This window comes from Microbispora sp. NPDC049125, assembly GCF_040802045.1.
Classification (GTDB): domain Bacteria; phylum Actinomycetota; class Actinomycetes; order Streptosporangiales; family Streptosporangiaceae; genus Microbispora.
The window spans coordinates 85,486-99,782 of record NZ_JBEZDW010000008.1 but is presented as its reverse complement, the minus strand read 5'-3'; the positions used below and the strand labels follow the sequence as shown (position 1 = coordinate 99,782).

Below are 14,297 nucleotides of genomic sequence, written 5' to 3'. Positions count from 1 at the left end.
TGGAGGGGAACCGGACATCGCGGGCGGCTACGAAGGGGCGTCACCCGCGCCACCGGGCGGCAGGCCCGCGCGAGAAGGGGGCAGCAGGCCCGCGCGAGAAGGGGGCCGGGAAGGCCACACGCCGCCGGGTAGCGGTGCGAAGTCGTGTCCTGCGTCCGTAGAGCAGCACGGATTTCCCGCCCCACGGGCGACGACGACGTGCGGGCAGACCGCGTCCGCTCCCTGGCCGCCCGTGCGCTCCGGCCCTACTCGGGGAACCTACCTGCCATGTCACGCACAGACGATGTAGTGGACAGCATCAAGCGGATGATTCTCGACGGCGTCCTGCGGCCCGGCGACCGCCTGCCCGTCGAGAAGGACCTCGCCGATTCGCTGGGCGTCTCGCGCGGGGCGTTGCGCGAAGGGGTCTCGGCGCTGTCGATTCTCGGGATCGTCAGCACCCGGCAAGGTGACGGGACGTACATCACGAACCTCGACGCGACGCAGTTGCTGGCTCCGATGGGCTTCGTCGTCGACCTGCACGGTCAGGGCGACCCGCGGCACGTGTACACCGTCCGGCGGCTGCTCGAGTCCGAAGCGGCACGGCTGGCCGCGGCCAGGATCACCGACGAGGCGCTCTGCCAGGCCAGGGACCTGCTCGGCGAGTCCGCCCGGATCGTCGATGAGGCGCCTCATGACCACGAGCGTCTCATCGAGATCGACATCGCCTTCCATCGCATCATCGCCGCCCATACCGGCAACCCGGTCCTGATCGGCCTGATCGAGGCGTTCGCGAGGCGCACCGTCCGCGGCCGGCTGTGGCGGAGCCTGCACGAGGAGGGCGCCGACCGGCGCACTCACGACGAGCACGTGGCGATCTGGGCGGCGCTCGCGGCGCGCGATTCCGAACGGGCGCGCATCCGGATGGCCAACCATCTCATCGGGGTCGAGGAGTCCCTGCACCGGTTGCCCGACGACGGCGACGCGCCGTCCGAGCCGGTGGCCGACCGACCCTCCGCCACGCCGAATCGTCAGACACGTTCCAGGGGCGCGGAGGGCCCGTGACCGCCGGGTGAGGGGGGCACGGGCCCGGGAACCCATGAACGTGTCGCCGGATCACGGGCACGAGCATGGCCGCCGGCTCCGCCGAGGGAGGTGGCTCGGCCGACGAGGTCAGGGTCTCTGCGTCACGATGGTCTGAGCGGGTCTCAGCGCAGCGCCGCGGCCTCCGCGGCGAGCGCCTCGATCCGCTTGTAGTCGCCCGCCGCCAGCGCGTCGGCCGGGGTGAGCCAGCTTCCCCCGACGCAGCCGACGTTGGCAAGCGCCAGGTAGGACGGCGCGTTCGACGGCGTGATCCCGCCCGTGGGGCAGAAGCGCACGTCGGGCATCGGCCCGCGCAGGGACTTCAGGTAGGCGACGCCGCCCGCCGCCTCGGCGGGGAAGAACTTCATCTCGCGCACGCCCCGCTCGGCCAGGGTCATGGCCTCCGTCGCGGTGGCCACGCCCGGCAGGAACGGCACGCCGGAGGCGAGCATCGTGGCGAGCAGGGCCGGGGTGGTGCCGGGGGAGACGAGGAACCGGGCGCCCGCCTCGACGACGGCCTTCACGTCGTCCACCGTCCGTACGGTGCCGGCGCCCACGACGGCGCCGGGCACCTCGGCGGCGATCCGCCGGATCGCGTCGAGGGCCGCGGACGTGCGCAGCGTCACCTCGATGGCCGGAAGGCCGCCGGCGACCAGCGCGCGGGCCAGCGGGACGGCGGTCGCGGCGTCGTCGACGACGACGACCGGGATGACGGGGGAGAGATCGAGCAGGCTCATACCAGCTCCACATTAGAGGACAGTTGGGCAAGCCATGCGGCGGCGCCGGTCAGGGCGGGCTGCTCGGCGACGATCAGGCAGGTGGCGATCGCCGCGACGTAGTCTGTCAGGGCGGGCGCCGTGGTCTCGAACCTGGCCCGGAAGGCGCTTCCCGGGATGCGCGCGGCCAGCCGGGGCAGCACGCCGCCCCCCAGGTAGACGCCGCCCCGCGCGCCCAGCGTGAGCGCCACTCCGGAGGCGAAGCCCCCGAGCAGGGCGAGGAACACCTCGACGGTCTCCACGCAGAGCGGGTCGTCCGACGCGGTGATCTCCGACGCGGTGATCTCCGACGCGGTGATCTCCGCCGCCTCCTTGGAGGAGGCGACGCCGTGGACCAGTGCGAGGCCCCGGTGCAGACGGGGCAGCCCGGTGCCGGACAGCAGGTGCTCGGCGTCCACGTACGGCAGGCCGTCGGCCCGCAGCGCGCGGACGATCTCCATCTCCAGGTCCGTCACGGCGGGCACCGGCACGTGGCCGCCCTCCCCGGGGAGCGGCACCCAGCCGCGGCCGGCCGGGACCAGCCCGCCGACCCCGAGGCCGGTGCCCGGCCCCAGCACGGCCTTCGGCAGCCGGGCGCGCGGAGGAGGCCCGCCGAACGGGACCAGGTCGTCCCCCGCGAGGTGCGGCAGCGAGAAGGCGAGCGCCTCGAAGTCGTTGAGGAGCACCGCCCGCCGCAGGCCCAGCTCCTTGACCGAGCCCGACCACCCCGCGTTGGTCAGCCGGTACCGGTCGTCCTCCACCGGCCCGGCGATCGCCAGACACGCGGCCCCCGGCCGAACTCCGCCCGCATGGTCTGCGAGATAGGCGGCTACGGCATCGGCAAGGCCGTGATGCTGGGATACGTTCAGTACGGCGACCGCCTCCGGCCGCCCTCCCGGGCGGGACACCAGGCCGAACCTGGCGTTGGTGCCGCCGACGTCGGCGACCAGCCACGGGAGCGTCACGACACCCTCCCGAAGACGCCGGCCCCGCCGCCGAACACGCTCGCCCCCCGCTCCGCGGGCCCGACGGCCCGGCGGAAGGAGGCGAACAGCTCCCGGCCGGTGCCCGTCCACCGCTCGTCGGACAGGGGCGCCCCCTGCGGGGCGCGGCCGGTCAGGTCGGCGAGGACGGTGAGCGTCCCGGCGGTGGAGTCGAGGCGGATCAGGTCCCCGTCGCGGAGCAGCGCGATCGGCCCGCCGTCGGCCGCCTCGGGCGACAGGTGGATGGCCGCCGGGACCTTGCCGGAAGCGCCCGACATGCGGCCGTCGGTGACGATCGCGACCTTCTGGCCGCGGTCGAGCAGGACGCCGAGCGGCGAGGTCAGTTTGTGCAGCTCCGGCATGCCGTTGGCGCGGGGGCCCTGGTAGCGCAGGACGGCGACGAAGTCCCGGCCGTCCAGCTCCCCCTCCTCGAACGCGCGCAGCAGGTCGAGCTGGTCGTCGAACACCTTGGCCGGCGCCTCCACGACGAGATGCTGGGGCCGTACGGCGGACACCTTGCTCACGGCCCTGCCGAGGTTGCCCGACAGCATGTGGATGCCGCCGTCGGCGCAGAACGGCGCCGCGACCGGGCGCAGCACCTCCAGGTCGCCGCTGCCCTCCGTCCGCTCCTCCCAGACCAGCGTCCCCTCCTTCAGCGCGGGGGCCGACCGGTAGTGGTCCAGGCCGCGCCCGGCGACCGTCATCACGTCGGCGTGGAGGAGGCCGGAGTCGAGCAGGTCGCCGATGAAGACGGCCATGCCGCCCGCCGTGTGGAAGTGGTTCACGTCCGCATGGCCGTTGGGGTACATCCGGGTGAGCAGCGGAACGACCTTCGACAGGTCGGCCATGTCGTCCCAGGTGAGCTCGATCCCCGCGGCGGCCGCCATCGCCACCAGGTGCATCGTGTGGTTGGTCGAGCCGCCGGAGGCCAGCAGCGCGACCACTGCGTTGACGATCGCCCGCTCGTCCACGACCTCCCCGAGCGGGGTGTACTCCTCGCCGTGCGCGGTGATCTCCACGGCCCGCCGGGCGGCGGCCTCGGTCAGCGCGTGCCGCAGCTCGGTGTGCGGGTTGACGAACGTCGCGCCCGGCAGATGGAGGCCCATGACCTCCATGAGGAGCTGGTTGGAGTTGGCGGTGCCGTAGAAGGTGCAGGTGCCGGGGGAGTGGTAGGACGCGGCCTCGGCGTCGAGCATCTCCAGCCGGTCGATCCGGCCCTCGGCGAAGTGCTGCCGGGCCCGCGCCTTGACCTTGTTCGGCAGGCCCGAGGTCATCGGCCCGGCCGGCACGAAGATCGCCGGGAGGTGGCCGAAGCGCAGGGCGCCGATCAGCAGGCCCGGCACGATCTTGTCGCAGACGCCGAGCAGCAGCGTCGCGTCGAACATGTCGTGCGACAGCGCGATCGCGGTGGCCATCGCGATGACGTCGCGGCTGTAGAGCGACAGCTCCATGCCCGCGCGTCCCTGGGTGATGCCGTCGCACATGGCGGGCACCCCGCCGGCGACCTGCGCGACGCCGCCCGCCGCCCGGACCGCCCGCTTCAGCTCCTGCGGGTACGTCTCGTACGGCTGGTGCGCGGACAGCATGTCGTTGTAGCTGGTCACGATGGCCACGCCGGGCTTGGCCGTGCCACGCAGGTCGATCTTGTCCTCGGCGGGGGCGGCGGCGAAGCCGTGCGCCAGGTTGGCGCACCCGAGGCGGCCCCGGGCCGGGCCCCGCTCGCGCAGCTCCCGCGCGTCCTCGCGGACCCGGCTGAGGTAGGCCGCGCGGGTCTCGCGGCTGCGTTCGCGGATGCGGCCGGTGACCTCGGCGACGGCGGGCACGATCGGCACGCCGGGCGGCGTGGGGGTCGCGGGACTCGTCACGGCAGATCCTCCTCGTCGTGCCAGACGCGGCCGCTGGGGGCCAGGACGTTCCAGGTGCCGGGCGTACTACCGGTCTCCGCGGGTGTCTCCCCGGCGAAGGCGGGCTCACGGGAGCCGCCGGCGTCCGCGGAGACGTCCGCGGAGACGTCCGCGGAGACGTCCGCGGAGACGTCCGCGGAGACGTCCGCGGAGACGTCCGCGGAGACGTGGTGCGGCCTGCGGAGGGGCGCGTCCCGGCCCTCGCCCCCGCTCAGGGCGGGACGCACCTCCGCGCCGGCCTTCCCCCGGAATCCGGCGTCGTCCAGGCCGCCGCGGGACATCGCGATGACGCGGGTGTCCGCGGCCAGGGCGCCGTCCCGGCGGCAGTGGTACGGCGCCGGGATGAGCTTCCGCTTGGACAGGTCGCCGGTGCCGCCGAAGTTGATCAGGTCGGCGGCGCGCGGCGTGCCGGTCGGGTGGTGGGGCATGCCAGGACAGTAGCGGGTAGATATGTGCGCTTTCAAGCCGACTTTTGTAACTGGAGATGAATAAGTCATTGAACTTCGGTGATCGGATGTGCTTGACTCCGGTGTGATGTCACGGCTTGCGACCACCGGCGAGGTCCTCCAGCTCATCCGGAGCGGGGAGGCCGTCACGCGTGCCGACATCGGCCGGGTGACGGGTCTTTCCCGTCCCGCCGTCGCGCACCGGGTCGCCAGGCTGCTCCAGCGCGGCCTGATCGTGGAGGACGCCGAGGGGCCGTCCACGGGAGGGCGCCCACCGGTCCGGCTCCGGTTCGACGCGACCGGCGGCGTGGTGCCCGTGGCCTCGCTCGGGGCCAGCCGCACCCAGATCGCCATCTGCGACCTCGCCGGCGAGGTGCTGGTCCGCACCGACCTCGACATCGACGTCGAGGAAGGCCCCGGCGTCGTGCTGCCCATGCTCATGGACACCTGGGAGAAGCTGCTCGGCGCGCAGGACAAGGTGGCCGGCATCGGGCTCGGCGTCCCGGCGACCGTGGAGTTCGCGGCGGGGCGCACCGAGAGCGCCAGGGTCATGGCGAGCTGGACCGGCGTCGTCATCCCGCCGATCGTCGCCGAGCGGTTCCCCGTGCCGGTGCTCGTCGACAACGACGTGAACGTCATCGCCATGGGCGAGCACCGGGTGGCGTACGCCTCCGAGCTGGACGACCTGCTGTTCGTCAAGGTGTCCACCCGCATCGGCGCGGGGGTGATCTCCGGCGGGGCCATACTGCGCGGCGCCCTCGGCGCGGCGGGGGAGATCGGCCACATACCGGTCCGCGACGGCGGGGGGGTGCTCTGCCGCTGCGGCAACCTCGACTGCGTCGACTCGGTCGCCAGCGGCACCGCCATCCTGCGCGACCTGCGCGCCAAGGGCCGCGACGTCGTCTCGCTCGCCGACGTGACCGCGCTGGTCCGCGCGGGCGACGCCGAGACGATGGCCGTCGTACGGCAGGCCGGGCGGTGGCTGGGTGAGGTCATCTCCGGGGCGGTCAACCTGCTCAACCCGGCCGTCGTCGTCCTCGGGGGCGACGTGGCCGAGATGTTCCAGCCGCTGGTGTCAGGGGTCCGTGAGGTGGTCTACCGCAGGTCGACCCAGCTCGCCACCCGCAGCCTGCGGATCGAGCGCAGCCGCCTCGGGCAGGGCGCCGGCATCACCGGATGCGCCCTCATGGTGCTCGACCACGTCCTGTCGGCGCGCGCGATCGACGCCGCCGCTCCCCGCTGAGGCCGGGGCGACTCCGCTCAGCTGGTGGCCGAGGGGCGGGGCGCCGAGGCGGTTGTCGAGCTCGATGTGGGGGACCACGGGCGGCTCGTCCACCCGGATGGCCCTGAGGTAGTCGCCGAACCTGTCCAGCTTCTGCCCGTCCCTGGGCAGGCCGCGGCGCACGAGCCGCTCCCGCAGGGTGCGCCCGTCGGAGCGGATCCACAGCAGGCGCACCTCGGGGCCGCCAAGCTCGGCGACCCAGTCGTGCCACAGGGCGGCGTCATGGACCTGCGAGGTGAACGGCCCGCTCAGCATCACCGGGCAGCCGTGAGAGCGGATCTCCCGGGCCGCCGCCGTCATCCCGGCGTACTCGTGGCGTTTGATGTGCTCGTCGTACCACGGGCCCTCCCGCTCGTCGGGCCGCCTGCCGTGGGCGGAGAGGGTGGCCGCGACGAAGCCGCCGTAAAGCGTGTCCTTGTCGAGCAGGGCCGGGACGGGGTCGAGGAGGGCGAGCAGCAGCGCGCAGACGGTCGACTTGCCCGACCCGGGCGGCCCGGAGACCACCCACAGGGGAGCCATGCTCACGCGGGCCTCACCGCGGTGGCCCGAAGGGCTCGATGGGCGGGTCGGAGTGCGCGTCCGCGGCCGGGGAACCGCTCATGCGCATCCCGGCGCTCTCGGTGACGCGCATCGCGTACAGGCCCTGCTGAGGGTCGATCGGCACGAGGCCGTAGCCGGTGTCGACCTCGTCCTCCTCCAGGCCCAGCTCCCGCATCGCGGAGTGGAGGTCCGCCTCAGGCGAGAGCCGTACGGTGATGAGAACACGGGCCATGGTCGCCCCCTGATCCCTCAGGCCGCCTTCGCGGCCCTTCGCCGCAGCGCGGCGATGATGCCGGCGGCGTCCACGACGCCGTATCCGTAGTCGTAGTCATAGCCTACGTGACTGCGATCATCGGCCGTGCGCCGGAGCAGGGTGCGCAGCTGGCTCGCCGACAGCGTCGACGACGGCCACCGTGTCCTGACGGCGGCGACCAGCCCGGCGGCGACGGGACAGGCGGCCGAGGTGCCCGAATCCGGCTCATCCGCGCCGAACGCTCCCGAACCAGCGAAGTGGGTGAAGGCGGATATGTCGGGCTTGCGAACGGAGAGCCGCCCCGGCCCCTGCGAGGAGTAGCCCACCCGCTCGCCCTGGGTGTCCACCCCGGCCACCGACAAGGCCCGGGGATGGGAGTTGGCCCCCGCGATGGGCCGGTCCGGGTAGGCGCAGCGGCCGTCGCTGCACTCGTGCCCGCAGTTTCCCGCGGCGAACAGGATGTCGGCCCCCGCCTCCGCCAGGCTGCCCACCATCAGGTTGAACGGGTGTGCCGGGTTGTCGGAGTAGTTGCCGGGATTGCCGGGAGGAAAGTCCCAGCGAGGGGAGAACGAGCCCCAGCTGTTGCTGATGACCAGGGAGCGGGACGAGGCGGGCTGGGCCTCCAGCACCCCGCGCAGGTGCGCGTACGCCGCGATCGCGTCGGACAGCAGGCCGTCCAGGGTGGTCGCGCCCTGCCGCCGCGACAGCAGTACCGGGATGTCGACGAGCGAGGCGCGCGGCGCGGCGATGAGCGTGTCGAACGCGCACATCGTGCCGTGGTCCACCGCGAAGTCCCCGGGATCCCCGGACACGCCGGAAGGGCTCCAGCTCCGCTCCCGGTCGACGATGACGTCCCGGCCCGTGACTGAGGCGACGTGGGCGGCGTTGATCCCGGTGTCCACCACGGCCAGCGCGACGCCGCTCCCGTCGAGCCCCTCGGCCGCCAGGTCGTCCACCCGCAGCAGCCTCGCGACATCGTGCCAGTCGCCCACTGGCCGGTCGCCGCCGCAGGTGAGCGTGGTCTCGATGGCCGGGTCGGCGTACACGGCGATCACGTCCCGGCGGGTCGCGGGCAGCAGCGAGACCCGGCTGGAGATCTCGTCGTCGGCGATCTCGCCGCGCACCACGACCGACGCCTCGCCGGGGGCCAGCGAGAACAGCAGCGGCTGGTTCAGCGACAGCGGGTCCCCGCCGGGGTGGGCGGGAAGCGGGCGGGGCACCGCCACGGGGGCGAACGTACGGTCGAGGACGACTCCGGGCAGCCCCTCCGCGACGTCGGCGGCGGTGAGGGAGGCCCCTGGAGTCGCGACGGCCGCGACGAGGTCGGGAGACGGACGGAGCTGGACGAGTACCCGCACGACGGCTCACCCCGTTACTGGAGGATTACTTAACGTCACCACCATGCGTGATCCGGGCGTTCCCCGTCCACCGGTTCCGTGCGTTCCGCCTGTTCGTGCGCTCCGCCTGTTCGCTCTGCGGCCTACAGGCCGCAGAGCTCGGAAAGGCTCTTGGCGGCCGTGTTGTGGGTCGGGGTCCTCCGCGGGGTGGGCGGCTGCCCGGACGGAGCGGGGGAGGAACCGCCGCTGGTCTGCGCTCCCGCGGAGGCTCCCGCGGAGGCGCCCGGGGAGGACTGCGAGGAGACGCCGGGAGTGGTTCCGGACGGCGAGCCCGCGCCTGAGGGGATGGGAGACGCGGTCGCGGCGACGGTGATGGTGTCGGCCATCGACTCCCGGATCGCCTGCCGGGTCATGTTCCTGATCTTCACCCAGTCGGGGTTGCCGGGGTAGATCGTCGGCGGCACGAACTGGAGGCTTGTGATCTTCGCGTTGCGGACCTTCATGCCGAGCGGCACGAGGTGCTCCAGCAGATCGCGGGGGATGTCGGTGCGGAACATGTGCCGGGCCGCCGCCGCGATCTTGCTGAAGTTGGCCAGGACGGTCGCCGGGGTCACCTGCTGTGCGAGCGCGCCGATGACGCACCGCTGGCGGGCCATCCGGGAGAAGTCGTCGCTGTCCACCCGGGAGCGGCCGTACCAGAGCACCTCCTCGCCGTTCAGCGTGCGGTAGCCCGCCTTGATGGTGCCGGCCGTGCCGAAGTGCCCGCCCCACTTGATGTCCCGCTCGACGCGGATCTTCAGGCCGCCGACCGCGTCGATCAGGGCGGCGAAGCCGAACATGTCGACGATCGCGTAGTAGTCGATGTGCAGGCCGAGCGTGTAGCCGATGGCGTCCCGCAGGGCCTGGGCGCCCCTGTTCTTGCCCCCCATGATCTGGGGGTTGTTGTCGGCGTAGTACCAGACCGAGTTGAGCAGGCCCTGCTCGGCGGTGAAGCCGCCGGGGAACTGCTTGCGCAGCGGGCTCGTGGTGGGGAAGCGGACGTACTGGAGGTTGCGCGGCAGGCTCAGCAGGACGGTGTTGCCCGTCGCGATGTTCACGCTGGCCACTGTCATGGAGTCGGTGCGCACGCCGATCCGGTTGCCGGCGGCGTCGCCGCCGATCAGCAGGAAGTTGACGCGCTTGCGGCCGCTCCATGGGTCCTCGGCCCTGATGGGCACGGGTGTCACGCCGGCGGCGACGGGGGCGGTGACGGCGTCGAGGAGGTCGCTCGCCGTCCTGATCGTGCTCGCGGTGAACGCGAACGGGGCCATCACCGCCACGCACAGCACGCCGGCGACGACGCCCGAGACGATCTGCCCGCCCTGGGAGAGGCGCTGGGGACGCAGCGCGACGAACGACAAGACGATCAGGGCGAACCAGGCCACCGCGCACACCCCGGCGCCGATCGTGACGGCCGTCAGCGTGCTGCCCCGTACCGCCGCGCCCGCGTTGTTCTTGAGCTGTACGGCCAGCACCGCCACGGCCACGAGCGCCGCGCCGAACGTGCCGAGCAACGCGAACCCGGCGGCCCGGTTCCCGGCGCGTAAATGGGCGGCGCCGGGGACCACTGCCGACAGCGCGGTCCAGCCGATGAGCGCGGCGGTGCTCAGAGGCCGGGCGTAGCGGGGCTCCCGTTTCCGCGGCGTCTCCCGGCCCGCGCCCTTGCCGCCCTTGGCGTCCCCGGCCGTGTCCTTGGCGTCCCCGGCCGGTTCCGGCGCAGTCTCCCCCGTCTGTACGCCCGCCGTCTGGGCGTTCCATGTGTGGACGTCGCCGACCCTGCTCTCCTGAGCGGGACTCGCGGCGTCTCCGGAGCGTGCCTGGCGGTCGTCTGCGGGCCGGGTGTCCGGGGTGCCCGGGTGGTGGTCGTTCCCGGGCGGATTCTGCTGGACGCGGGTCCGGTCGTCCCGTGGCCCGCTGTTGTGAACGGGGGGCGCGAGGCCGTCATCGGGCCGGTTCTCCCGTGACTCGCTTCCCGGATCACGGGCTTCCCGGCCGCGTACGTCTCCCGGGCGCGTGTCCTCGGCCGGTTCCTCACGGCGGCGGCGACCACCGCGTCCAGCGGGCCGGCCCACGCCACCGTCAGCGGGTCCCCCGCCGCGCATGGTTCACCGCTCTCTCCTCCGTCACACTTGGCTAGGGATTCTAGCCCCCATATCCGGACAGATTGGCGCAGTCCTAGGCGAAGCCAATCATCGTTATGACACCGAGGTGCCGCTCACGGCCCAGGTGTTGCACTGGTAGGTCATCGGCCGCGTGTATCCCTGGCGGAACCAGGCGGCGTTGCTGCGCGTGGTGCCGTGGTCGCGCGGCCCTCCCGGCGGGTCGCCCAGGTGGCTGTACGCCCACAGGAGCGTGTTCCGCCGGGCGGGGGTGATCGGGTACGTGGACGCGACCGCGCGCATGAACATGCCGCCGAAGCAGGTCGCCTGGAGCTCGTGACGCCGGGTGAGGGCCAGTCGCGTGCTGCGGGAGGACGTGTCGAGCATCCGCGCCCACCAGGAGTCGGAGATGCCGGACAGGTTCTGGACGTGATGGCCGTACTCGTGGGCCATCATGCTGATGATGATCCCGTTCCACGCGCCCAGCGAGCCGTACTCCCGTGCGATCGCCGAGGTGGACGCGTAGATGGTGCTGTTGCTCGGGCAGTAGTACGGCACGTTGCTCCCCGGGGCGGGGTAGTCGCCGCACGCGCCCCTGCCCTTCCTGGCGGCGATCATGTAGCCGGGGGCGGTCCAGTGGATGCCGACCTTCTCCAGTGCCGGGGCCCACGATTTGCCCATGCAGTTGCCCGTCTTCAAGATGAGGGCCTTGAACTGGGTGTGGTTGTAGATGCTGGCGTTGCTCGCCCGGCATGTGGTCGTGGGAAGGGTCCCGGCCCGGTAGAGGGAGTTGTTCTTCAGCCCCCGGTTCACGGCGGGCGTGGTCGGCCGGCTGGTCGGCTCGCCGGTGGGCTCTCGCCGGGTGGGCGCCTGGCTGGGCTCGGACGTCGGCCGCCGGGACGGCCGGTCCGTCTGCAACGGCGGCACGCTGTAGGTCGGCAGCGCGACCGGCGACACCGGGTCCGGCCGGCTGGCCGTCTTTACCAGCGCGCTCGCGAGGATGAGCACGACGAACGCGGACGCCAGCACGCCCACCACGGCTCCGATGATCGCCCCCGCGCCGGACTTCTGTTTCGGCGGACGCCATCCGGGCGCGTACCCCGGCGGGCCGTACGGCCTGCCCGGTCCGTCCGGCCTCGGAGGCGGTTGCATCCGCGGATCCCATCCCGGCCCCTGCGGCGAGCGCTGCGGCGAGCGCTGCGGCGGGGGCTGCGGCGGGGGCTGCGGCGAGGGCCGGCCTGGGTACGGCGGGGCGCCGCCTGCGGGCCCGGGCGGGTAGGGGGCCCGGCCGGAGACGCCCGGCGCGTACGCCTGACCGCCACCTTCGGGTCCCGGCTGGTACGCGGCCGGGTTCGCGGGTCCGGGCTGGTAGTTCGGACTTGCGGGGCCGGGCTGGTAGTTCGGACTTGGGGGTCCGGGCTGGTGGTTCGGGCCTGCGGGCCCCGGCTGGTATGGGGCTGGGCTGGCGGGTCCCGGCTGGTAGGCGTTCGGGCCTGTGGGGCCGTGGTGGTGCGGGGCTGGGTTGACGGGTCCGGCCTGGTTCCCGTCGGGCCCCTGCGACGCACCTCCGCGCGGCGGCGCGTACAACTGCCCCGGCTGCGGCGGGTACGCCTGATCTGATCGGGCGGCGTATGCCTGGCCCGGTGGGGGCGGGTACTGCTGACCGGCCTGCGGTGGGTACGTCTGGCCGGGCGACGGCGGGAGTGGGGGCTGCCCCGGCTGTGGCGTGTAGGGAGGCGTTCGCGGTGGCAGCGGCAGACGGCTGTCCTGTCCCGGCGACGGCGGCCCCGCTTCCCAGGCCCGAGATGTGCCGGTGTCTCCGGGCTGGGGCCGGCCCTCCATCCGGGTGGCGTGGGACGGGTCAGTCGTCCCCCAGCCATTCGCCTGCGCTCCCTGGCCGTACGGCCCGGCGCCTCCGGCCGAGTCCCAGGGCCCCTGCCCTCCGGATGGGTACGCCTGACCGCCGGTTGCCGGGGATGGGGCTCCCGGTGACCGCGGCGCCGCCTCGTCCCACAGAGGCCGGTTGCCCGGCCCGTATGACGTCGCTCCGGGTGAGGGCGCCAACGAGGGCGGCCTGGGCGGCTCAGGCCAACCCGGCTGCTCCCGATCCGTGCGCTGCCCCGGCGGCGCCGGCTGCCATGCATCCTCGGGCCGTCCTGGCTGCCCGGACAGACCGGGGTATCCCGGATGACTCACGGGCCCGGGCTGAGCGGAGTGACCGAAAGGACTGATGGGGCCGGACTGACTCGGCTGTCCCAAATAGGACTCCTCCGAGTGCTCCCGCTGTTCAGACTGACTGGACGCGTCCTGAGGATCCGGGGAATGCGGTCCGCTCGAATAGGGAGGGCGCCCCCGTGGTGGCGGTGGAGGTTGCTGCTGCGCCAAGACATTGCCCCCTTGAAAGATTTAGGGCAAAAGAATACTGATTTCCCATCCTTCACGGATGTCGCAGGTGTCGGGCACATACCGTAATCATCCGAGGTGATCTCTGCGATGTTCCAGAATCGCCGGGGTCGTCTGCCCTAGCGTTTTTCGTATGAATCTGCAGCAGCTCCGTTACGTGGTCGCCACCGCGGAGCACCGCACCATGACCGACGCGGCCAGATCGCTCTATATCGCGCAGCCTGCCCTGTCGCGCGCGATCCGCGACTTGGAGCGGGAGCTCGGAATGACGCTTTTCGCGCGTTCGGGTAGAGGGGTAGTCGTGACCGCGCAGGGGCGCCGGGTGGTCAAGCTCGCCCGTGAGGCGCTCGACGCGGTGGCGGAGATAGAGGCGCTGGCGACGCAGGGTGGCTCTGCGAGCTCAGAGCTGCGTATCGCCTCGACGCCCAGCCTGGAGCCGGGACTCGCCGGTCGCCTGCTCCCCGCCTACGCGGCCGAGCATCCCGGCATCCGGGTGCACATAGTGCGGTGCGAGGGCCGTGAGGCGGTCGTCAGTGCGGTCCGCGAACAGCGGGCCGATCTCGGCCTGACCGATCTGCCGGTGCCGACCGACCTGGTCAGCCACCCTCTTGAACGCCAGGAGATCGTGCTGATCTCGCCTCCCGGCACCGATCTGCCCGACCCCGTGCCCGTGGCCCGGCTCGACCGCATGCGGCTCGTGCTGCCCGCTCCTGGGAGCCCCCGCCGGCGGGAGTTCGACGCGATCTTCGCGACCTACGGCGTCCGTCCCATCCCCGCCGTCGAGTCGGATGAACGTCGTGGCTGGCTGCACGCGGTCCGCGAGGGTAAGGCGTCACTGCTGTGGTACCGGAGCATGGCCGAGCAGGCGGCACGGGCAGGCCTGGTGGTCCGCTCCCTGGATCCGTCCCTCAAGAAGATCATCGCGGTGGTCCACGCCCGGCGGAGACTGCCCGCTATGGCACAGGACTTCCTGGTGCTCGCCGAGGGCGGATCTGCGGCATGATTGCATGCCCGCGGATTGGAGCGTTCCAAAGCGGGGCTTACTACACATACAGGGCGGCATCGGGGCTGGCGAGTAGGCTGGCGCCGATGCCTAGTCCGCAGCCCGCCCCGATGTCCGATCCGCTTCCCGGAGCGGCCGATGCTCCCGAGCCGAGTTCCGAGACGGCTCTCGGCCGCCCACCGGCCGACTCC

At 72.7% G+C, this 14,297-nt stretch carries 11 protein-coding genes and 1 pseudogene; 3 read left to right on the top strand and 9 right to left on the bottom strand.

All coding sequences use genetic code 11. The annotated features are described in order from the left end of the window. Nucleotides 1-267 precede the first annotated feature (267 nt). Nucleotides 268-1,044, top strand: a complete 777-nt coding sequence (locus tag AB0B72_RS12395) for a FadR/GntR family transcriptional regulator (protein WP_367738697.1) — start codon at nucleotides 268-270, stop codon at nucleotides 1,042-1,044. A 143-nt stretch (nucleotides 1,045-1,187) separates the two neighbouring features. Here AB0B72_RS12395 and eda read toward each other — a convergent pair whose 3' ends face one another. The 4 genes from eda to AB0B72_RS12375 are packed head-to-tail and all read right to left on the bottom strand — an operon-like array spanning nucleotide 1,188 to nucleotide 5,132. Next, a complete protein-coding gene (gene eda, locus AB0B72_RS12390; RefSeq protein WP_367738696.1) occupies nucleotides 1,188-1,799 on the bottom strand; it encodes a bifunctional 4-hydroxy-2-oxoglutarate aldolase/2-dehydro-3-deoxy-phosphogluconate aldolase in 612 nt (203 codons plus the stop codon). Further along, nucleotides 1,796-2,782 carry a glucokinase gene (locus AB0B72_RS12385; RefSeq protein ID WP_367738695.1) on the bottom strand — a complete coding sequence of 329 codons (987 nt, stop codon included), beginning with the start codon at nucleotides 2,780-2,782 and terminating at the stop codon, nucleotides 1,796-1,798. The genes eda and AB0B72_RS12385 overlap by 4 nt, the downstream gene beginning before the upstream one ends. Then, complete coding sequence (gene edd, locus AB0B72_RS12380; protein ID WP_367738694.1) at nucleotides 2,779-4,665, bottom strand: phosphogluconate dehydratase; 1,887 nt, start codon at nucleotides 4,663-4,665, stop codon at nucleotides 2,779-2,781. The genes AB0B72_RS12385 and edd overlap by 4 nt, the downstream gene beginning before the upstream one ends. Then, complete coding sequence (locus AB0B72_RS12375; RefSeq protein WP_367738693.1) at nucleotides 4,662-5,132, bottom strand: hypothetical protein; 471 nt, start codon at nucleotides 5,130-5,132, stop codon at nucleotides 4,662-4,664. The genes edd and AB0B72_RS12375 overlap by 4 nt, the downstream gene beginning before the upstream one ends. A gap of 106 nt (nucleotides 5,133-5,238) precedes the next feature. On the opposite strand from AB0B72_RS12375, the gene AB0B72_RS12370 reads away from it, so the two are divergent. Continuing rightward, a complete protein-coding gene (locus tag AB0B72_RS12370) occupies nucleotides 5,239-6,393 on the top strand; it encodes an ROK family protein (protein ID WP_367738692.1) in 1,155 nt (384 codons plus the stop codon). 150 nt (nucleotides 6,394-6,543) lie between these two features. Here AB0B72_RS12370 and AB0B72_RS12365 read toward each other — a convergent pair. From AB0B72_RS12365 to AB0B72_RS12345, 5 genes and pseudogenes are all read right to left on the bottom strand, one after another. After that, nucleotides 6,544-6,951, bottom strand: a pseudogene (locus AB0B72_RS12365) (AAA family ATPase); the annotation flags it as partial. 13 nt (nucleotides 6,952-6,964) lie between these two features. Then, nucleotides 6,965-7,204: a hypothetical protein gene (locus AB0B72_RS12360; RefSeq protein WP_367738691.1), complete on the bottom strand. Its 240-nt coding sequence runs from the start codon at nucleotides 7,202-7,204 to the stop codon at nucleotides 6,965-6,967. A gap of 17 nt (nucleotides 7,205-7,221) precedes the next feature. Next, the gene (locus tag AB0B72_RS12355) at nucleotides 7,222-8,583 is read right to left on the bottom strand and encodes a S8 family serine peptidase (protein ID WP_367738690.1); all 1,362 of its coding nucleotides are present in this window, start codon (nucleotides 8,581-8,583) and stop codon (nucleotides 7,222-7,224) included. A 122-nt stretch (nucleotides 8,584-8,705) separates the two neighbouring features. Further along, nucleotides 8,706-10,703, bottom strand: a complete 1,998-nt coding sequence (locus AB0B72_RS12350) for an LCP family protein (protein WP_367738689.1) — start codon at nucleotides 10,701-10,703, stop codon at nucleotides 8,706-8,708. A 93-nt stretch (nucleotides 10,704-10,796) separates the two neighbouring features. Next, nucleotides 10,797-11,852 carry a neutral zinc metallopeptidase gene (locus tag AB0B72_RS12345; protein ID WP_367738688.1) on the bottom strand — a complete coding sequence of 352 codons (1,056 nt, stop codon included), beginning with the start codon at nucleotides 11,850-11,852 and terminating at the stop codon, nucleotides 10,797-10,799. A gap of 1,384 nt (nucleotides 11,853-13,236) precedes the next feature. On the opposite strand from AB0B72_RS12345, the gene AB0B72_RS12340 reads away from it, so the two are divergent. After that, nucleotides 13,237-14,106 (top strand): LysR substrate-binding domain-containing protein, encoded by an 870-nt coding sequence (locus AB0B72_RS12340; protein ID WP_367738687.1) that lies wholly within the window; start codon nucleotides 13,237-13,239, stop codon nucleotides 14,104-14,106. Nucleotides 14,107-14,297 lie beyond the last annotated feature (191 nt).